Source organism: Rhodococcus sp. OK519, assembly GCF_003051005.1.
In the GTDB taxonomy this organism is placed as follows: domain Bacteria; phylum Actinomycetota; class Actinomycetes; order Mycobacteriales; family Mycobacteriaceae; genus Prescottella.
Genome location: NZ_QAOW01000001.1, coordinates 830613 through 849547 on the forward strand (window position 1 = coordinate 830613; position 18935 = coordinate 849547).

At 68.2% G+C, this 18935-nt stretch carries 22 protein-coding genes; 10 read left to right on the plus strand and 12 right to left on the minus strand.

All coding sequences use genetic code 11. The features are described 5' to 3' along the window. Positions 1-5 precede the first annotated feature (5 nt). Positions 6-1523, minus strand: a complete 1518-nt coding sequence (locus C8K36_RS03950; RefSeq protein WP_258195016.1) for a DEAD/DEAH box helicase — start codon at positions 1521-1523, stop codon at positions 6-8. Between C8K36_RS03950 and C8K36_RS24510 the strand changes: the two genes are divergently transcribed. Next, entirely contained in the window at positions 1477-1659 is a 183-nt protein-coding gene (locus tag C8K36_RS24510; RefSeq protein WP_146176457.1) for a hypothetical protein, read from the plus strand. The genes C8K36_RS03950 and C8K36_RS24510 overlap by 47 nt on opposite strands. A gap of 101 nt (positions 1660-1760) precedes the next feature. Here the strand turns inward: C8K36_RS24510 and C8K36_RS03955 are convergent, their stop codons facing one another. Genes C8K36_RS03955 through glp form a run of 3 tightly spaced genes read right to left on the minus strand, consistent with a single transcriptional unit; the run spans position 1761 to position 4373 of the window. Further along, the gene (locus tag C8K36_RS03955; RefSeq protein WP_107983754.1) at positions 1761-2174 is read right to left on the minus strand and encodes a molybdenum cofactor biosynthesis protein MoaE; all 414 of its coding nucleotides are present in this window, start codon (positions 2172-2174) and stop codon (positions 1761-1763) included. Further along, positions 2167-3162, minus strand: a complete 996-nt coding sequence (moaCB, locus tag C8K36_RS03960) for a bifunctional molybdenum cofactor biosynthesis protein MoaC/MoaB (RefSeq protein WP_107983753.1) — start codon at positions 3160-3162, stop codon at positions 2167-2169. The genes C8K36_RS03955 and moaCB overlap by 8 nt, the downstream gene beginning before the upstream one ends. A 14-nt stretch (positions 3163-3176) precedes the next feature. Then, positions 3177-4373 (minus strand): gephyrin-like molybdotransferase Glp, encoded by a 1197-nt coding sequence (glp, locus tag C8K36_RS03965; protein WP_107983087.1) that lies wholly within the window; start codon positions 4371-4373, stop codon positions 3177-3179. A gap of 73 nt (positions 4374-4446) precedes the next feature. Here glp and moaA point away from each other — a divergent pair, with 73 nt between their 5' ends. Both moaA and C8K36_RS03975 read left to right on the plus strand, forming a co-directional pair. Beyond that, a complete protein-coding gene (gene moaA / locus C8K36_RS03970) occupies positions 4447-5526 on the plus strand; it encodes a GTP 3',8-cyclase MoaA (RefSeq protein WP_107983088.1) in 1080 nt (359 codons plus the stop codon). Beyond that, positions 5519-5788, plus strand: coding sequence for a MoaD/ThiS family protein (locus tag C8K36_RS03975; RefSeq protein WP_258195017.1), 270 nt, complete (start codon positions 5519-5521; stop codon positions 5786-5788). Before moaA ends, C8K36_RS03975 begins: the two co-directional genes overlap by 8 nt. Positions 5789-5794: 6 nt before the next feature. Here C8K36_RS03975 and C8K36_RS03980 read toward each other — a convergent pair whose 3' ends face one another. Both C8K36_RS03980 and nadE read right to left on the minus strand, forming a co-directional pair. Then, complete coding sequence (locus C8K36_RS03980; protein WP_107983089.1) at positions 5795-6562, minus strand: SDR family oxidoreductase; 768 nt, start codon at positions 6560-6562, stop codon at positions 5795-5797. A gap of 22 nt (positions 6563-6584) precedes the next feature. Beyond that, positions 6585-7430 (minus strand): ammonia-dependent NAD(+) synthetase, encoded by an 846-nt coding sequence (nadE, locus tag C8K36_RS03985; protein WP_107983090.1) that lies wholly within the window; start codon positions 7428-7430, stop codon positions 6585-6587. 105 nt (positions 7431-7535) lie between these two features. On the opposite strand from nadE, the gene C8K36_RS03990 reads away from it, so the two are divergent. Continuing rightward, on the plus strand, positions 7536-8090 hold the full coding sequence (locus tag C8K36_RS03990) for a nucleosidase (protein WP_107983091.1): 555 nt from the start codon (positions 7536-7538) through the stop codon (positions 8088-8090). Between the two features lie 13 nt (positions 8091-8103). Here C8K36_RS03990 and C8K36_RS03995 read toward each other — a convergent pair whose 3' ends face one another. Continuing rightward, positions 8104-8916 (minus strand): META domain-containing protein, encoded by an 813-nt coding sequence (locus tag C8K36_RS03995; RefSeq protein ID WP_107983092.1) that lies wholly within the window; start codon positions 8914-8916, stop codon positions 8104-8106. Positions 8917-8925: 9 nt separating this feature from the next. After that, entirely contained in the window at positions 8926-9549 is a 624-nt protein-coding gene (locus C8K36_RS04000; protein WP_107983093.1) for a TetR/AcrR family transcriptional regulator, read from the minus strand. 94 nt (positions 9550-9643) lie between these two features. Between C8K36_RS04000 and C8K36_RS04005 the strand changes: the two genes are divergently transcribed. Continuing rightward, positions 9644-10207: an NADPH-dependent FMN reductase gene (locus C8K36_RS04005; RefSeq protein WP_107983094.1), complete on the plus strand. Its 564-nt coding sequence runs from the start codon at positions 9644-9646 to the stop codon at positions 10205-10207. 94 nt (positions 10208-10301) lie between these two features. Here the strand turns inward: C8K36_RS04005 and C8K36_RS04010 are convergent, their stop codons facing one another. Beyond that, entirely contained in the window at positions 10302-11195 is an 894-nt protein-coding gene (locus tag C8K36_RS04010) for a siderophore-interacting protein (protein ID WP_107983095.1), read from the minus strand. 555 nt (positions 11196-11750) lie between these two features. Here C8K36_RS04010 and C8K36_RS04015 point away from each other — a divergent pair. The 5 genes from C8K36_RS04015 (at position 11751) to C8K36_RS04035 (ending at position 16103) form a co-directional block, all read left to right on the plus strand. Next, complete coding sequence (locus tag C8K36_RS04015) at positions 11751-11984, plus strand: redoxin NrdH (protein WP_107983096.1); 234 nt, start codon at positions 11751-11753, stop codon at positions 11982-11984. 58 nt (positions 11985-12042) lie between these two features. After that, the gene (nrdI, locus tag C8K36_RS04020) at positions 12043-12501 is read left to right on the plus strand and encodes a class Ib ribonucleoside-diphosphate reductase assembly flavoprotein NrdI (RefSeq protein ID WP_107983097.1); all 459 of its coding nucleotides are present in this window, start codon (positions 12043-12045) and stop codon (positions 12499-12501) included. Further along, a complete protein-coding gene (gene nrdE / locus C8K36_RS04025; protein WP_107983098.1) occupies positions 12459-14645 on the plus strand; it encodes a class 1b ribonucleoside-diphosphate reductase subunit alpha in 2187 nt (728 codons plus the stop codon). The genes nrdI and nrdE overlap by 43 nt, the downstream gene beginning before the upstream one ends. Before the next feature lie 46 nt (positions 14646-14691). After that, positions 14692-15699: a class 1b ribonucleoside-diphosphate reductase subunit beta gene (gene nrdF, locus C8K36_RS04030; RefSeq protein ID WP_107983099.1), complete on the plus strand. Its 1008-nt coding sequence runs from the start codon at positions 14692-14694 to the stop codon at positions 15697-15699. Positions 15700-15866: 167 nt separating this feature from the next. Beyond that, the gene (locus C8K36_RS04035; protein ID WP_258195018.1) at positions 15867-16103 is read left to right on the plus strand and encodes a VOC family protein; all 237 of its coding nucleotides are present in this window, start codon (positions 15867-15869) and stop codon (positions 16101-16103) included. A 4-nt stretch (positions 16104-16107) separates the two neighbouring features. On the opposite strand, the gene C8K36_RS04040 is transcribed toward C8K36_RS04035, so the two are convergent. Genes C8K36_RS04040 through C8K36_RS04050 form a run of 3 tightly spaced genes read right to left on the minus strand, consistent with a single transcriptional unit; the run spans position 16108 to position 18652 of the window. Further along, complete coding sequence (locus C8K36_RS04040) at positions 16108-16584, minus strand: NUDIX hydrolase (protein ID WP_107983100.1); 477 nt, start codon at positions 16582-16584, stop codon at positions 16108-16110. A gap of 9 nt (positions 16585-16593) precedes the next feature. Further along, complete coding sequence (locus C8K36_RS04045) at positions 16594-17601, minus strand: ABC transporter substrate-binding protein (RefSeq protein ID WP_107983101.1); 1008 nt, start codon at positions 17599-17601, stop codon at positions 16594-16596. Positions 17602-17650: 49 nt separating this feature from the next. After that, complete coding sequence (locus tag C8K36_RS04050; protein ID WP_107983102.1) at positions 17651-18652, minus strand: ABC transporter substrate-binding protein; 1002 nt, start codon at positions 18650-18652, stop codon at positions 17651-17653. Positions 18653-18935: the final 283 nt, after the last annotated feature.

Consider the following 18935-nt stretch of genomic DNA (forward strand, 5'->3'; position numbering starts at 1 on the left):
AGAGGTCAGCCGCGGCGGCGGCGCGAGCCGCCGCCCGTCGACCCACCGGCCGAACCGGCCGCGGATCCGCTGCCGGCGGCCGAACCCGGGCGACCGCCCGAGCGGCGACGACCGCCACCGGCCTGGCCACCGGCTCCACCGGTCACTTCGGCGCGCGGCCCACGGCTGCGACCACCCTGCCCGCCCTGGCCTTGGCGGCCGCCCTGGCCGCCGCCGGCACGAGCGGGACGCTGTCCCTGTCCCTGGCGACGGCTGTCACCGGCGGGCTTGTCCGTCTTGGGTGCGGGGGCCACATGCGGTGCGGGCTCGCCGACGAGGTCGAGCACGGACGCGGAGTCCGCGGTCACCTGGATGGGCGTCACCTTGATCGACGCCTTGCGCATGAGGGCCGAGAGGTCCTTGCGCTGCTCGGGCAGCACGATCGTGACGACGTCACCGGCGCTGCCGGCGCGCGCGGTGCGGCCCGAACGGTGCAGGTACGCCTTGTGTTCGGCCGGCGGATCGACGTGGACGACGAGTTCCACCTCGTCGACGTGCACGCCGCGTGCGGCGACATCGGTCGCGACCAGCACGCGCGCGGAGCCCTCCGAGAACGCAGCCAGGTTCCGGTCGCGGGCGTTCTGCGACAGGTTGCCGTGCAGGTCCACCGACGGGATGCCGGACTCGGTGAGCTGACGCGCCAGCTTGCGGGCCTGGTGCTTGGTGCGCATGAACAGGATGCGTCGACCCTGGCCCGATGCCAGCTTGTGGATGAGGGCCTTCTTGGCGTCGACGCCGGCGACGTCGTACACGTGATGGGTCATAGCCGCGACGGGCGAGTTCGCCTCGTCCACCGAGTGCAGGACCTCGTTCTGCAGGAACCGCTTGACCAGCTTGTCGACACCGTTGTCCAGCGTCGCCGAGAACAGCAGTCGCTGACCGCCGGTGGGCGTCGCGGTGAGGATGCGGGTGACGCCGGGCAGGAAGCCCAGGTCGGCCATGTGATCGGCCTCGTCGAGGATCGTGATCTCGACGGCGTCCAGCTTGACGAAGCCCTGTTTCATCAGGTCCTCGAGCCGGCCCGGGCAGGCGACGACGATGTCGACGCCGCCCTCGAGGGCCTTGACCTGACGGTGCTGCGAGACGCCGCCGAAGATCGTGGTGACGCGCAGGCCGAGCGTGTCGGCGAGGGGCTCGAGCGTCGCGGTGATCTGTGTCGCCAACTCGCGGGTGGGGGCGAGCACGAGGCCGCGCGGCTTGCCGGAGCGGCGCTTGCCGCCCGCCAGACGGGTCGCGAGCGGAATCGAGAACGCGAGGGTCTTGCCGCTGCCGGTCTTGCCGCGGCCCAGGACGTCCCGGCCGGCAAGGGTGTCGGGCAGGGTGTCGACCTGGATGGGGAACGGGGCGGTGATACCGCCGTCCGCGAGAGCGGAGACGATCGGTGCGGGGACGCCGAGAGATTCGAAGCTGGCCGTGGCAGATTCGTCGGACGGGGTGATGACGCTGGTGGACAAGTTTGTCGGTGCCTTTCGGGCATTCGTCATGCACGCCTACGGCCGGGAAGATCCCGGTGCACGGCCTGCACAAGGTGGCGACATTGCCGGGAGGCAAGATCGATCGCCGCAAGAAATGCTTGTGCTGGTGCACCTCGAACAGATGCTCGGATCCGGCGCGAAATGAAGCGTTCTACGACGCTGGACGTCTCGCAAGCGGACGTCCAGTACACCCGAGCATACCCGCTCGAGGTACCGGCGGCAGTGTCGGGGCGATCACTCCAGGGGCTACAGGCCCACCCATTCCGACCTGCCGGTGGCGAACGTCTGCCGCTTCCAGATCGGCACCTCGGCCTTGATCCGCTCCACCAGTTCGGCGCAGGCCGCGAAAGCCTCGGCGCGGTGCGGTGCGGCCACCGCGGCGACCAATGCCAGGTCACCGATGGTGAGGGGGCCCACGCGATGTACCGCCGCGACGGGCAGGCCGGTGCGCTCGGCGACTTCGTCACAGCACTGCAGCAGGAACCGTTCGGCGTCCGGGTGCGCCTGATACTCGAGCGCCGACACCGACCGGCCACCGTCGTGATCGCGGACCACACCTGTGAACATCACCACCGCGCCGTGTTCCGGTCCGGCGACGGCTGTGTCGACGACGGCGGGATCGAGGGGCTGTTCCGAAATGCGGGCGAACACGTCACTCATCGTGTGCGCCCCCGCCCGCAATCTGGGCGAGCAGGTGGTCGAGTACCGGATCGAGCACCGCCAACCCGTCCTCGACGCCGCCCGGCGAGCCGGGCAGGTTCACGATCAGGGTGCGGTCGCACACACCCGCGACACCACGACTGAGCGACGCGTGCGGGGTCACCTCGGTGCCGCGCCGGCGCATCTCCTCGGCAATTCCCGGCAGCTCCCGGTCCAGCACGGCGAGGGTCGCCTCCGGCGTCGCATCGGTCGGGGAGGCGCCTGTCCCTCCGGTGGTGATCACCAGCGCGGGGGAGTCGGCGAGCGCGTCGGCCAGGCCTGCCGCGATGTCGGCGTCCGCGTAGACGAGGGGGCCGCGCACCGTGTGCCCCCGCGACTCGAGCCACGCGGCAATCGTCGGGCCCGTCGTGTCGGGACGGGTGCCGCGCGCGCCGCCGGTCGACGCGACCAGCACCGTCGCCGAACCGGGGCGTACCTCGCGCTGCGGCTCCGTCGGCTGGGCGGCCTGCGAACGGTTCTCGTCGCGTCGCCAGTGCCCGCGCTTGCCGCCCTCCTTCGTCAGCAGTCGGACGCCGTCGAGCGTGGCGGCCGGGTCCACCGCCTTGACCATGTCGTGCAGGGTGAGGCCGGCGACCGCGACCGCGGTGAGCGCCTCCATCTCGACGCCCGTGGGGCCCTTCGTCTTCGCGGTGGCCTCGATCGTGATGGACGACTCGGTGAAACCGAACTCGACCTTCACCGAGGACAGTGCCAACTGGTGGCACAGCGGAATGAGTTCGGACGTCTTCTTCGCACCCGAGATGCCGGCGATCCGTGCCGTCGACAGGACGTCGGCCTTCGGCATGTCGTCGGCCCGCACCAGGGCGATCACCTCGGGCGTGGTCACGAGTTCGCCGCCGGCGACGGCGATCCGCGTCGTGTCGGCCTTCGCGCTCACGTCCACCATCCGGGCCCGGCCCTCGCCGTCCAGATGGCTCAGTTCGGTCATGTTCTGCTCGCTCACTACAGGGGCCACACCTTCACTCGATCACCCGCGGCGAGGGATGCCGCATCGGTGGGAACGTCGATCAACACATCGGCCCAGGCGAGCGCCGCCACGAGGTGCGAACCGGGACCGGACACCACCTCCACCCCCGAGTCGGTGCGGCGGCCGCGCAGGAATTGCCGTTTGCCGGGGACCGAGGTGACGGCGTGGTCGAGCGCCGCGTCCTCGGTGGGAACCGCAGGCAGACCGGCCGCGCGGCGCAGCAGCGGTCGGACGAACACCTCGAACGAGACCATCGTGCTCACCGGGTTGCCCGGAAAGGTCAGTACCGGGATCTCGTCGACCAGCGCCGAGCCCTGCGGTCCACCCGGTTGCATCGCGACCGGACCGAATTGCGCGCCGAGTCCGGCGAGCACGTCCTTGACCACCTCGTAGTCGCCCATCGACACGCCGCCCGACGTGATCACCAGTTCGGCGCGGGCGACCGCGCGGCGCAGGCACGCGCGGAACGCGTCCGGCTCGTCGCTGCTGCGGTCCACCACCGACACCTCGGCACCGTTCGCACGCAGACTCGCCGACAGCGCGGCGCCGTTGGAGTCGAAAATCTGTCCGGGATCGGGGGTGGCGCCGGCGTCGACCAGTTCGGCACCCGTCGTGATCACCGCGACCCGCGGGCGGGTCCACACCGCCACCGATGCCAACCCCACCGCGGCCAGCACCCCGAGATGTCGTGGTTCGAGCAGGGTTCCGGCGGACAGGAGCAGCATCCCGGCCCGCACGTCGCTGCCGCGCTCCCGCACGAACTCACCCGCCGTCCGTGACCGCAACACGGTGACCTTCTCGCCGTCGACCTCGGTGTCCTCCACCGGCACAACGGCTTCCGTGCCGGCGGGCAGGACGGCCCCGGTCATGATCCGCACCGCGGTCCCCGGCACGTGGTCGGCCGGGCGGGCGGGGCCGGCCGCGACGGTCCCCGCGATCGGCAGTGTGGCCGGAACCGTGGCCACCGACGCCGCGTCCACCGCGAAGCCGTCCATCTGCGAGTTCCGGAACAGCGGCAGATCGACGGGGGAGGAGATGTCGTACGACAGGACACGGCCCAGCGCGTCGTCGAGTCGGATGGTCTCGGACGGCCGTGTGAGCATCGGCGCGAGCAGGTCGGCCACGTCGGCGGCATGGTCTTCGACGGATCGTGCACCGGGACGTTGTGCCATGACAGCCAATCCTAGGCACCCGGACCGGGATCTTCACCGCACTCGGCGGACCCGGCGGCGGCATACTGGTGGAATGACAGCGGCGACGACACGGACAGGGGCGGCGGTCGACGTCGGTATCCCCACCGTGCGCACCGCCCCGCCGTCGATCGGTCGACCCGACGTGCCCGAATTGATCGACACCTTCGGTCGGACCGCGCGTGACCTGCGGGTGTCCATCACCGAGAAGTGCTCGCTGCGGTGCACCTATTGCATGCCCGCGGAGGGCCTGCCCGCCATACCGTCCGGCCGACTCCTCACCGCCGACGAGATCGTCCGACTGGTCGGCATCGCGGTGCACCGGTTGGGCGTACGGGAGGTTCGGTTCACGGGCGGCGAACCACTCATGCGACGCGATCTCGAGGCGATCGTTTCCGGGTGCGCCGAACGCGTGCCCGGTGTCCCGCTGTCGATGACCACCAATGCGGTTGGGCTCGAGCATCGCGCCGACGCGCTCGCCCGCGCCGGTCTCACCCGGATCAACGTCTCGCTCGACACCGTCGACCGCGCGCATTTCGCGGAACTGACCCGCCGCGACCGGCTCGAGTCGGTGCTCGCGGGAATCCGCGGCGCGCAGACCGCGGGACTCGCACCGCTGAAGATCAATGCGGTGCTCATGCGGGAAACACTCGGTGGTGCAGCCGAACTCCTGCAGTGGTGCCTCGACTCGGGGTGCGCGCTCCGGTTCATCGAGCAGATGCCGCTGGACGCCGACCACGAGTGGGCGCGCGAGAACATGGTGGACGCGCGGATGCTCCTCGATGTGCTCGGTGAACGCTTCGATCTCCGTGAGGTCGGCCGCGACGATCCGTCCGCGCCTGCCGAGGAGTGGTCGGTGGACGGCGGCCCGGCCACCGTCGGGATCATCGCGTCGGTCACGCGGTCGTTCTGCGAGGACTGCGACCGCACTCGGCTCACCGCCGAGGGGACCGTCCGGTCGTGCCTGTTCAGCGACCGAGAGGTGGACCTGCGTGACGCGCTGCGGTCCGGCGCAGAGGACGAGGACCTCGCGGAGCTGTGGCGAGCGGCGATGTGGAACAAGTGGGCCGGTCACGGCATCAACGCGGCGGGTTTCGTTCCGCCGCAACGGAGCATGGGAGCAATCGGTGGCTGACACCCTCGAAGCGGTTCGGACCGTGCAGGTGCGGTACTTCGCGGCAGCGGCCGAGGCCGCCGATCGTGCCGAGGAGACGCTGACGCTGCCCGCCGACGCAGACCTGGCGCGGCTGCGGGAAGTGCTCGTCGAACGTTACGGGCAGCGGATGGAGAAGATCCTCGCAGTGGCCGCGTATCTCGTCGACTCCGAACTCACGCGCGATCCCGCCGGCGCCCTCGGGTCGCAGGTGGACGTTCTCCCGCCGTTCGCGGGCGGCTGAGCGCAGCTACCGTCCGGCCAGCCACTGATCGAACGTCACTGTTCCGAAGTGGTTGTCGGGAACCAGATTCCAGCCGTTCCGCCAGAACGCGCCCATCCCGCCGGGCATCCGCAGGCTCGTCACCCGTCCGCGTGCAGCCGTCGACGCCTTCCACGCGGCCGCCATCTCGCGCATCGTGAGTACCTGCGGGCCGCCGACGACGATCGGATCCGGCGACACCGTGCCCTCGTGGGCCGCGTCGACCAGGGCGCGGGCGACGTCCGAGGTGTCGATCGATTGGAAGCGGGTGCCGGTGAACGCCGGGATCAGCCCCAGCTTCGACGTCGGAGCGCACAGCATCGGCACGAACTCGTGGAACTGCGTCGCCCGCACCACCTGCGTCGGCACCGACGCCTCGGCGTAGACGCGTTCCTGCGCGGTCTTCGCCCGGTAGTAGCCGAACGTCCCGCGGTCCACGTTCACGATCGACAGCAGCACCGCACGGGAGACTCCCGCGTCGCGGGCCGCCGACAGCAGATTCGCCGCCCCGGTCGTGAACACCGCCCTGGTGGCGCGGGTCTTGCCGTCGGTCGTATCGACCACCACGTCGACGCCGTCCATGGCGTCCGCGAGTCCGTCGCCCGTGATCAGGTCGCCGGCCGCGTGCTCCACCTCGGCGGCCGGCGTCGCCGCGTGACGGCTCAGGACCCGCACGGTCTGCCCGCGGCGCACCAACTCGGCCACCACCGACCGGCCCGCGACTCCCGTGCCGCCCGCCACCAGATATGTCGCCACGATTCCCCCTGGTCGGTTCGGGTCAGTCCTCGCGCCACCACGTGTCGAGCGGCGTCACCGGCACCGTGCGCTTGTGGCGGGTGTTCGCGAACATCCGCTCGAGCGTGGCCGCCACGTCGTCGGCGACGTCCTTGCCCTCGAGGAAGTCGTCGATCTGGTGATAAGTGACGCCCAGGGCCACCTCGTCGGGCAGTGACGGACGGTCGTCCTCGAGGTCGGCTGTGGGCACCTTCCGCCATGTGGAGTCGGGCGCGCCGAGTTCCTGAAGCAGGGCCGCGCCCTGCCGCTTGGTGAGCCCGGTGAGAGGGGTGAGATCCACGCCGCCGTCACCGAACTTGGTGAAGAACCCGGTGAGCGCCTCCGCGGCGTGGTCGGTACCGACGACGAGGTAGCCCAGTTCGCCGGCAATCGCGTACTGGATCATCATCCGCTCGCGCGCTTTGATGTTGCCGCGCACGAAGTCTCGCAGGCGTCCACCGTCGCCGAGGATCTCGCGCATCGCCTCCGACGCCTCGCCCGCCGTCGCGTCCGCGCCGGGCTTGACGTTGACGGTCAGCGAGCGGTCCGGCGCGATGAATGTCAACGCGACCTGCGCGTCGTGCTCGTCGAACTGCGAGCCGTACGGCAGGCGGACCGCGACGAACTCGGCGGCATGGCCCTCCACGCGCAGTTCCTCGGTCGCCAGTTGCGTCAGCCGCCCGGCCAGCGTGCTGTCCTGCCCGCCGCTGATCCCGAGCACGAAGCCCTTCGCGGGGGTGGAGCGCAGGTAGTCCTTGATGAACTGCACGCGGTTGCGGATCTGGGCTGCCGGATCGATCGTCGGCTCCACGCCGAGTTCAGCGATGATCTGGGCACGCGAAATTGCCATGGCAGAACTGTAGCGAGCGCGGGTCGGGTGTGCAGCACCGCGAATCGGCACGGCAGGATGTGGCTCGGGCGCCCACCGGCGGCGTCCCGGAACCGGGAGAGCGTGATGAGTAGCACCGGCATCCTCGTGGTGAGTGCCACGCGGGAGGAAGCGGCCCACGTGCCCGACGGCCTCGACGTCGTGGTCACGGGAATCGGCAAGGTCGCGGCCGCGGTCGCCGTCACGCAGGCGCTCGCCCGCTATGCGCCGGACGAGCTGCCCCTCGTCGTCAACATCGGGACCGCCGGTGCGCTGCACGGCCACCACTCCGGTCTCTACCTGCCGTCGGCGGTCCTCAACCACGACATCAGCGCCGAGGTGCTGCGCTCGCTCGGACATCCGGTGCGCGACGTGATCGACCTCGCGGACGGCGACGGGTCCGTCCTCGCCACCGGGGACTCGTTCATCTCCGACGCCGAGGTCCGCGACGCACTGGGGGCGCGCGCCGACCTGGTCGACATGGAGGGGTTCGCGATCGCGTTCGCGTGCGCCCGGATCGGCGCCCGTTGCAGGCTCGTCAAGCACGTCAGCGACCACGCCGACGACTCCGCGATGGACTGGCCGGCGCAGGTGGACGCAAGTGCCCGCGTGCTCGCCGGATGGCTGCGCGACGCGCTGTAGTCGCCGGTCGGGGCTAGTGCCCGCGCAGGCCGAGACCGGTGCCGTCGGCCTTCGTCAGCCGCAGGACGGCCCCGTCGATCGTGTACGTGACCTCGCCGTCCAACACGTGCAGTACCGCGCGCTCGACCTCGGCGACATCGGTGGGGCACGCCATCCTCGTCGTCGCCAGCGGGCCGAAGTCGATCGTGCCGTCGCCGACCTGGGCCGGGCCGTTGAACCGGTTGCATCCGGTGGACCCCGTCGCCTGGCCGTTGTCACCGATGGTGAGCGTCGGCGCCGACGTCTCGAGCGCGGCAGACGTCGTCACCGCATCCGGGGTGATCAGCGTGTCGACCACCCACTCGGTGCCCACGATCGGACGGTCCGGATCGGCGGTCTTCTTGTCGGTGAGCGTCACGGTGGTGTCGGGGGTCGTCAGCGTCAGGACGTCGTCGTTCAGTGCCCACGTCGGCTGTGCGGCGAACAGGTCGGTCATCCACTTGTCGGCGCCGGCGACATCGCCGGGGCACGCCATCATCGTGGTCGCGATCGGACCGGTCGTCACTTTTCCGCCCGTGAGTTCGACGCTGCCGACACCGCGATTGCAGCCCGCGCTCATCGCGATCTGGTTCGGCTCGGGGAACGCGACCTCGAGCGGCCCGCCGCCGGGGACCTGTGGACCCGTCACTTCGGTCGATATGAATGTCCGGGTCCATACGGCGTCGGCGGCCGACGGCGCCGCGGAGGAAGTCGTCGACGGCGGAGTGGTGTCGCCGTCGGCACTGTCGCCGCACGCGCTCAGGGTCGCGGTGGCCAGGAGGGCGAGGACGATCAGCGGCGTACGCATGGCCACACCCTAGGCGAAGTCCGCTCCGGATCGGGTGATCCTGCGTGCCAGGTCTTCCCAGCTGTCGGCGATTCGTTCGGGCGGCATTCCGAGGACCCGGATCTGATGCAGGACGAGGCCCGCCTCGAGCGCACTCAGGAGGGCGACGGCGAGCAGTTCCGTGTCGCCGTCGACGCCCGCATTCTCGAGCAGTGTGACGAGGTGGCGAAGACTCACGGCGCGGGCGGGGCCCGAGTAGCGGAACTCGGGTGACCCCTCCGCGGCGCGCAGGACGTCGCCCTGCACGGTGACCATGTCGAGGCGCGCGCGGCCGAACGCGATCAGGCGGACCAGTGGGGGAGCGCCGGGCCCGAGCGGCGCCGGGCCGAACATGAATGCATTCTGGAGTTCGCGCTCGGTGTGGTCGAGCAGCGCATTCATCAGTCCTGGCCGGCTCCCGAACCGGCGGAAGACGGTGCCCTTGCCGACGCCGGCCTGCGCGGCGACGGCCTCCATCGTCACCGCGTCGACGCCGCGTTCCGCGACGAGTCGCGCCGCCGCGTCGAGGAGCAGCTTCCGATTGCGGGCAGCGTCACATCGCTCGGGGATCTCGGCGTCCACCAGCGGAAGGAGCGGGCTGTTCACGTCAGGCATCGTAGCCCAGCGGGAACATAAGTGGACCGCGGTCCGTTTGTGCTGCTATACCTGTTGCAGCTTCAACTACCGCACCACCGAAGGAAGACTCCTCATGTCCGAGACTCGCGTTCTCGCCCTCGTCGGCAGCCTCCGTGCCGGCTCCGTCAACCGTCAGGTCGCCGAGACCGCTGCGGCCGTCGCCCCCGAGGGCGTCGAGCTCACGATCTTCGAGGGCCTGGGTGACCTGCCCTTCTACAACGAGGACGTCGACGTTCCCGGCGCCACGATCGCCGGAGTCGACGAGCTGCGCGCCGCTGCCGCTCAGGCCGACGCCGTGCTCCTGGTCACCCCGGAGTACAACGGCACCGTCCCCGCCGTGCTGAAGAACGCCATCGACTGGCTCTCGCGCCCCTACGGTGCCGGCGCCGTCAAGGACAAGCCGGTCGCCGTGATCAGCGCTTCCCCGAGCCCCAACGCTGCCAAGTGGGCCCACGACGACGCCCGCAAGGCCCTCGGCGTCGCGGGCGGCAACGTCCTCGCGGCCGAGCTGTCCATCGGCGGCACCATCCAGAAGTTCGGCGAGCTGCACCCGCGTGAGAACGCCGAGGTCGCTCAGCAGGTCGGCGCCGTCGTCGCCGCCCTCGTCGACGCGTCCAAGGCGCTCGTCGACGCCTGACGTCGCTGCTCTTGCCGAGAGCTGAAGGGTCCCTTCACGCGCCCCGAGCGCACGAAGGGGCCCTTCAGCTGTTTTTCGGGGTGGGGGGCCGGCGCTACAGCCCGGATTGCTCCATCGCCTTGTCGACGGCGTCGCGCACCGACTCGAAGTCGCCGCCCGCGGACAGTGCGGCGTTCTGTGCGGCCTCGATCCGCTCACGCGCCTGCTCGTACCGCGCGGACCACGCCTCCTTGTCGGCGCGCCAGTAGCCGATGACGTCGTAGCGATCGACCGACCAGCCGAGGTGGTGCCGAACCCAGCCGCGTATCTCGCGCGACAGCCCCGCCTCGCCCGCGAACCAGACGTACCCGGGTCCGTCCGGCGGGGTCCACTGTCGCGCGGCGGCGGCCAGGACGCTGGGCCCGACACCGTTGCCGGTGCCGTGTCGCCACGAGTAGGTCACGTCGCCGGCGGTCTCGAAACGCTGTTCGTCGCCGGGGGCCGTGACCTCCGCGACGACGTGCAGCCGGATGCCCGGCGCCAGGCCTTCGACGATGCGGCCCACCGCGGGCAGTGCCGTCATGTCCGCGATCAGTAGTTGCCACGCGGTGTCGGACGGCGGTCGGTACCAGCCCGATGCCGCGGTGACCCCCAGCGTCTGCCCAGGGCGGGCCTGCAGCGCCCATCGGACGGCGGCGCCGCCGTCGTGGACGGCGAAGTCGATGTCCATCTCGTGCGCGATCGGGTCCCAGCGCCGGACGGTGTAACTCCGCATTTCCGGACGCGGCCCGTCGACGGGGTAGTCGAGGGCGGTCCCGATCCGCTGTGGCGGTGAAGGGGCGTCCTCGCCCTCGGCGGGGAACACGACCAGCAGGCGTTCGTCGGGATCGCCGCTCGAGGTGAAGCGGGCGAGGTCGCCGCCGGTCAAGGTGATCCGCTGCATGTTCGGGGTCACGCGGTGCACCCGCGAGACGGGCGCGAACAGGTACGGGTTCTCATTCGAGGGCACGCCGTCAACCCTGGCACACCGCTTCGCGGGGGAGGTGGAGGATTCCCATCCAGTTACCGGCCAGTTAAGTAGCGATGTGAGGGCGGTCGCTGTTGCCGGTGCAGGCGACCGCCCGGCCGGTCGGACGGGCCACGTCCCTCTTTCCGAAAGCGCCCCGGGGGGTGCGTCGGGATGCGTGTTCCGGCGCGCCGGATGTGGCGGACTGCACTGTCGGATGTGTGCGACACGTAGGCGTCCGACCACTCCTCGGCGTGTCGTGGGCGTGTCGCGGAGACGGCCTGCGACAAGCGGTCCAGGGGTGATCGAACTCACCAGGGGAAATGTGACCTGTGACACGCCGATGGCGGTCGTTGCAGGAGGGGGCGACCTGCGAATATCAACCGTGTCACTCACAAGATCTCGGGTTGTACTTTTCTGTCGGCCACAAGGTGTAGTGTCTAACCAGCCGAGGGGCACAACGGGAACGAACCGCATCCCGGGTCGGAAAACGCGCATTTTCCTCGGCATGCAGAGCACGAATCCGTAGCTCGTCAGGCCGTGGAAAGAGGGACCGTCATGAGCATCACCGTCTACACAAAGCCCGCCTGCGTTCAGTGCAATGCCACCTACCGTGCCCTCGACAAGGCCGGCCTCGAATACGACATCGTCGACATCTCCGAGGACCCCGAGGCCCGCGACTACGTGATGGCCCTCGGATACCTCCAGGCCCCCGTCGTGGTGGCCGGTGACGACCACTGGTCGGGCTTCCGTCCGGACCGCATCAAGACCCTCACCGCAAACGCTGCCTGAGACGGCACGCGGCAGCGCCGCGGGGGATGATCCACTCGAGTGAAATGGGTGAGCGCCGATGGCATCGCTGGTGTATTTTTCCAGCGCGTCGGAGAACACACACCGATTCGTCGAACGACTCGGTATCCCCGCAACGCGCATTCCCCTACATGACCGCGAAGGCACGTTCGAGGTCGACGAACCGTACGTTCTGATCCTCCCCACCTACGGCGGAGGCACGACGTCGTCGGGTCGCGACACGAGTTACGTGCCCAAGCAGGTCATCCGATTCCTCAACAACAAGCACAATCGCGACCTCATCCGAGGGGTGATTGCTGCCGGTAACACGAACTTCGGCGAGTCGTACTGCTACGCCGGGAACGTGATTTCGCAGAAGTGCCGGGTCCCGTACCTGTACCGCTTCGAACTAATGGGAACAGCCGAGGACGTCGTCGCAGTGCGCGAGGGCCTCGCACAATTCATGGAGAGTGAACAGTGGCACCGACCATCACAGATTCAGCCCCGGCTGGGAGTGTAGAGCGCGCTGCGGCACGACCCGACGCGTCGGCGGGCGAGTTGGATTACCACGCGCTCAACGCGATGCTGAACCTGTACGGTCCGGACGGCGAGATCCAGTTCGACAAGGATCGAGAGGCCGCGAACCAGTACTTCCTGCAGCACGTCAACCAGAACACGGTCTTCTTCCACAACCAGGACGAGAAGCTCGACTACCTGGTCAAGGAGAACTACTACGAGCGCGAGGTGCTCGACCAGTACACCCGCAACTTCGTCAAGTCGCTGATCGACCACGCGTACTCGAAGAAGTTCCGGTTCCCCACCTTCCTCGGTGCCTTCAAGTACTACACGTCGTACACCCTCAAGACGTTCGACGGTAAGCGCTACCTCGAGCGCTTCGAGGACCGCGTCTGCATGGTCGCGCTCACCCTCGCGGCCGGCGACGAGGAGCTTGCGGTCAAGCTCGTGGACGAGATCATCGCCGGACGCTTCCAGCCGGCCACCCCGACGTTCCTCAACTCCGGCAAGAAGCAGCGCGGCGAGCCCGTCTCGTGCTTCCTGCTGCGCATCGAGGACAACATGGAGTCGATCGGCCGTTCGATCAACTCGGCCCTGCAGCTGTCCAAGCGCGGCGGCGGAGTTGCCTTGCTGCTCAGCAATGTTCGCGAGCACGGTGCACCGATCAAGAAGATCGAGAACCAGAGCTCGGGTGTCATCCCGATCATGAAGCTGCTCGAGGACTCGTTCTCGTACGCCAACCAGCTCGGTGCTCGTCAGGGCGCGGGCGCGGTGTACCTGCACGCGCACCACCCCGACATCTACCGGTTCCTCGACACCAAGCGCGAGAACGCCGACGAGAAGATCCGCATCAAGACGCTGTCGCTGGGCGTCGTGATCCCGGACATCACGTTCGAGCTCGCGAAGAAGAACGAGGACATGTACCTGTTCTCGCCGTACGACGTCGAGCGTATCTACGGCGTGCCGTTCGCCGACGTCAACGTCAGCGAGAAGTATCACGAGATGGTCGACGACAAGCGGATCCGCAAGTCGAAGATCAAGGCGCGCGAGTTCTTCCAGACCCTCGCCGAGCTGCAGTTCGAGTCGGGCTACCCGTACATCATGTTCGAGGACACGGTGAACCGGGCCAACCCGATCGAGGGCAAGATCACGCACTCGAACCTGTGCTCGGAGATCCTGCAGGTCTCGACGCCGTCGACGTTCAACGACGATCTGTCCTACAGCCATGTCGGCAAGGACATCTCGTGCAACCTCGGGTCGCTGAACATCGCGCTGACGATGGACTCGCCGGACTTCGCGCAGACTATCGAGACGTCGATTCGCGCGCTGACCGCCGTCTCGGACCAGACGCACATCTACTCGGTGCCGTCGATCGAGCAGGGCAACAACGACTCTCACGCGATCGGCCTGGGGCAGATGAACCTGCACGGCTACCTCGCACGCGAGCGGATCTACTACGGCTCCGACGAGGGCGTCGATTTCACGAACATCTACTTCTACACGGTCGTCTTCCATGCGATCCGCGCGTCGAACCTGATCGCGAAGGAGCGGGGCACCCACTTCAAGGGTTTCCCGGACTCCAAGTACGCCTCGGGCGAGTACTTCGACAAGTACACCGACCAGGTGTGGGAGCCGGCCACGGAACGCGTCCGTCAGCTGTTCGCGGACGCGGACGTGCAGATTCCGACGCAGGACGACTGGCGTGAGCTCAAGGCGTCGGTGCAGAAGTACGGCATCTACAACCAGAACCTGCAAGCCGTCCCGCCGACCGGCTCGATCTCGTACATCAACAACTCCACCAGCTCGATTCACCCGGTGGCCGCGAAGATCGAGATCCGCAAGGAAGGCAAGATCGGTCGCGTCTACTACCCGGCGCCCTACCTGACCAACGACAACCTGGAGTACTACCAGGATGCGTACGAGATCGGGTACGAGAAGATCATCGACACCTACGCCGCGGCAACGCAGCACGTCGACCAGGGTCTGTCGCTGACGCTGTTCTTCAAGGACACCGCCAGCACGCGTGACGTCAACCGTGCGCAGATCTACGCGTGGCGCAAGGGCATCAAGACGCTGTACTACATCCGCCTGCGTCAGATGGCGCTCGAGGGGACTGAGGTGGAGGGTTGCGTCTCGTGCATGTTGTGATCGTCAATTCCGAAGCCCCGCACCGAAACTCGAAGAGGGAAGAACGATGAGCTCCGCTCCCCATGCGCACTCCCCGGCCGACGGCACGCGCATCAAGCTGATCGACCGCGTCTCGGCGATCAACTGGAACCGCGTCCCCGACGAGAAGGATGCCGAGGTGTGGGATCGCCTCACCGGCAACTTCTGGCTGCCGGAGAAGGTGCCGGTGTCCAACGACATCCAGTCGTGGGGCACCCTCACGCCGCACGAGCAGCAGCTCACGATGCGGGTGTTCACCGGTCTGACGCTGCTCGACACCATCCAGGGCACCGTCGGCGCCGTGAGCCTGATCCCCGATGCGGTCACCCCGCACGAGGAGGCGGTGCTCACCAACATCGCGTTCATGGAGTCGGTGCACGCGAAGAGTTACTCGCAGATCTTCTCGACCCTGTGCACCACCCGGGAGATCGACGACGCGTTCCGCTGGTCGGAGGAGAACCCGAACCTGCAGCGCAAGGCGCAGATCGTCCTCGACTACTACAAGGGTGAGGACCCGCTCAAGCGCAAGGTCGCCTCGACGCTGCTCGAGAGCTTCCTGTTCTACTCGGGCTTCTATCTGCCCATGTATTGGTCGTCGCGTGCCAAGCTCACCAACACGGCCGACATGATCCGCCTGATCATTCGTGACGAGGCGGTGCACGGCTACTACATCGGCTACAAGTACCAGCGCGGACTCGAGCAGCTCACCCAGGCCGAGAAGGACGATCTCAAGACCTACACATTCGAGCTGCTGTTCGAGCTGTACGACAACGAGGTCGAGTACACGCAGGACCTGTACGACGAGGTCGGGCTCACCGAGGACGTCAAGAAGTTCCTGCGCTACAACGCCAACAAGGCGCTGATGAATCTCGGCTACGAGGGTCTGTTCCCGAAGGACGAGACGGACGTCAACCCGGCGATCCTCTCGGCCCTGTCGCCGAACGCGGACGAGAATCACGACTTCTTCTCGGGCTCGGGTTCGAGCTACGTCATCGGCAAGGCCGTCAACACCGAGGACGCGGACTGGGACTTCTAGTCCCGCCACACCTTCCGTGGCCGAATGTCACATCGGTTCAGCCCAGCTGAATCGATGTGACATTCGGCCATCGGCGTTTCAAGCGGCCGTTGTGCGGGGGATGGCGCCGCGCCTACTGTCGCGCCCGCAACTTATATCGGCAAGTTTTCGGGTGGAACGTGACCGAGATGCCGGAAGAACCCGGCTACATCGGCGGCGGCATGCTCCAACGCGCCGATCAGGGTCCGCGAGGGCCGGTGATCACGATCGACGTCCCCGACATCGATGCCGCGCCGGCCAAGATCGAGGCACTGGGAGGCGCGACGGTCGCGGCGAAGCAACCGGTGGCGGAGATGGGATTTGCCGCCTACTTCCGCGACAGCGAGGGCAACGTCATGGGCCTGTGGGAGACCAGACAGGGCTAGTGGCTCACTCGCGCGCGAACCACGTGCGGTCGTCGCCGCGCAGGGCTGCGGCGATGCGTCCCCGCGACGACTCGGTGAGGTCCGACGGCAGGCCGTCAGGGGAGAACCAGCGCACGTCGAGGTTCTCGTCGTCGGCGACGTGTGCCTCACCTGCGACCGCCCGGGCGAGGAAACACACGTCGAGATAGCTGGCGACGTCACCGTTGGGGTACGTGATGGGGCCCGCCGTGTCGACACTGCTCACGCGAACGAGTTCGGCGTCGATTCCCGTCTCCTCACGGATCTCCCGCAGCGCGGCCGGGCCTGGTTCCTCGCCAGGTTCGAGGATGCCTGACACGACGGCCCACTTCTCGTTGTCGGCGCGTTGCGTCAGCAGGATCCGGCCGTCGTCGTCGACGACGACGGCGCTGACCCCAGGTAGCCACAGCGGTGAGTGACCCACGTGTTCGCGAAGCGCCGCAACGAATTCCGGTACCGGCACGGTGAACTCCTAGGCGTAGCCGTTGAGGCTGGGCTGCAGATCGGTGAGGATGGCACGTGCGGCGACGATGCCGTTGCCGCCGTTCCAGATCTCGTCGTCGACGGCGAAGACACGCTTGTCGGGGACGGCGCCGAGTGCGTACCAGTCGTCGGTGTCCATCACCGACGTGCCGTGTTCGAGACCGGCGGGGCCGTCGAAGCTGACATAGATCACGTCGCCTTCGGCCGCGCCCAGATCCTCGATGTCCTTCGACGCCACCTCGAGTCGCTGATAGGGCGGACGCTGGACACCGGCGTCGGCGAGGACCTGGCCGGAGAAACTCCCCGGACCCTCGACGGCGAGCGAATCGGACCGGAATCGGACCACGGACGCCTGTGTCTGTCGCGCGTCGAGTTCGGCGCCGACCCTCGAGGCGTCGGCGGTGTAGGAATCGAGTGCCTGTCGGGCCGCTCCGGTACGCCCCAAAGCGGTTCCGGTCGCGAGGAATCGGGCCTTCCAGAAGACGGGGTCGTCGCCGACGAACTCCGTCGGCGCCACCGCTCGCAGTCGATCGGCCAGTGCCGGGTCGGCAGGCGCGCCGCCGAGAATCAGGTCGGGTGCGGACCTCACGACGGTGTCGATGTCCGGAGTGCCCTCGGAGCCGATGGCGGGTAGCCCGGCGACGGCGGGACCCAGATACGACGGCTGCCGGTCGGTGCCCTCGGGCGTCGTCGCGCCCACGACGCGACCCCACAGGCCCAGTGCGCACACGGCGTCCAAAGTAGCGCTGTCGAGTACGACGATGCGCTGCGGATCGGGGGCGCCCGGGTCGGCGGGGGTGGGTTCGGCGCACGCCGCGCCGGTGTCGCGTTCGACGCTCACGACACCGGCGCCGGCGATCTTCGTCGTGGTCCGCACGATGGTGCTCTCGTCGTCGTTCGTCGAGGTGCCGCAGCCGACGAGCCCTGCGAGCGTCACGGTCGCGAGCGCGGCGACTGCGATGCGGCGGAAGGGGCTTGCGAGCTGAGAACTGGACAATGCGACGACTTCCTGTTCGGCGAGCGCGGCGTGTGCGGGCCGACTCAGGTTAGCCGTTGTGCGGGTCGACCCCGAAGGCCTCGGCGAGGTCGTCGAGGATCTTGTGCGCGCCCTGGATGCTGACCGGCGTCATCCACATCGCGTCGTCGACGTTCACGATGCGTCCCTTCAGCGTTCCCCACAGCGGGTTCTGCAGGAAGGCCTCCGCGGCCTTCATCGACTTGCCGTCGGGATCCTCGTACGTCGCAACGAAGATGACGTCGGAGTCGGCCTCGTTGATCCGCTCCGGGCTGATCGAGTTCATGATGCTCCCGGCGTCAGCGGGATCGGGGCCCTGGCTGTCCGGTCGGGCCAGTCCGGCGTCGGCGAGGACGATGCCGCTGAACGACGTGGTCCGGTAGAGGCGGGCGGTCGGCTCACCGGCGAAGCGGACGACGGAGACCTTCGGGGTGTTCGCCTTGGCGTTGATCTCGTCGCCGATCGCCTTGGCGCGTGCCTCGTAGTCGCCGATCTTCTGCTCGGCGAGATCCTCCTTGGCCAGTGCTTTCGCGACCAGGCGGATGTTGTCCTTCCATGTCGGCCCGGTCGACTGCGAGAACACGGTGGGTGCGAGTGCGGACAGCGCCTCGTAGTTCTTTCCGTCGCGCACTTCGGCGGAGAGGATCAGATCGGGTTCCAACTGGGCGATCTTCTCGACGCTCACGGACTGGACCTTGCCGACCGAGACCGCGTCGGCCGCGTACTGATCGCGGGCGTCTCCCAGATAGTCGGGCAGGCCCTGCTCGCGGTAGTCGACGAAGCCGACGAGTGGCGACTCGAGCAGGAGGACGGCGTCCGCATAGCTGTTGTCGAGCGTGACGATGCGCTGCGGCTGGGCATCGATGTTCGCCACACCACGGAAGTGCTGGACGGTTCGCGGGAACCCTGCCGACGCGGTGGCCGTTGTATCGGCGGTGCTCTCGGTGGACGAGCAGCCGGTGAGGGCGAGGCTCACGGCTGCTCCCACCGCAGCCAGGGACGAGAGCGTGCGGCGTCGAGTCTTTGTATGCACGGGCAGAACTCCAAGGATGGGATGATTAGGCAAGGGAAACCTTAATAGTATGGAGGTGGCATCGGTCCCGGCAGTCGCCGGTGCCCGCCGCCCGGCATCGGGGCGCACCGACACGCCGCGGCACGGTGACCGAGTAGTCCGATCGGGGACTAAAGGCCTGTTCGCGGCCTTATCGGTGGAAGGTCGTAGTGCCCGAGTACGACAGGGAGTAGGACCCGGTCCTCGGGTCCCGAAAGCACCGTCTACGATTCGATGAGCGCAAGCCAGCGATCGCCTCTTCCGC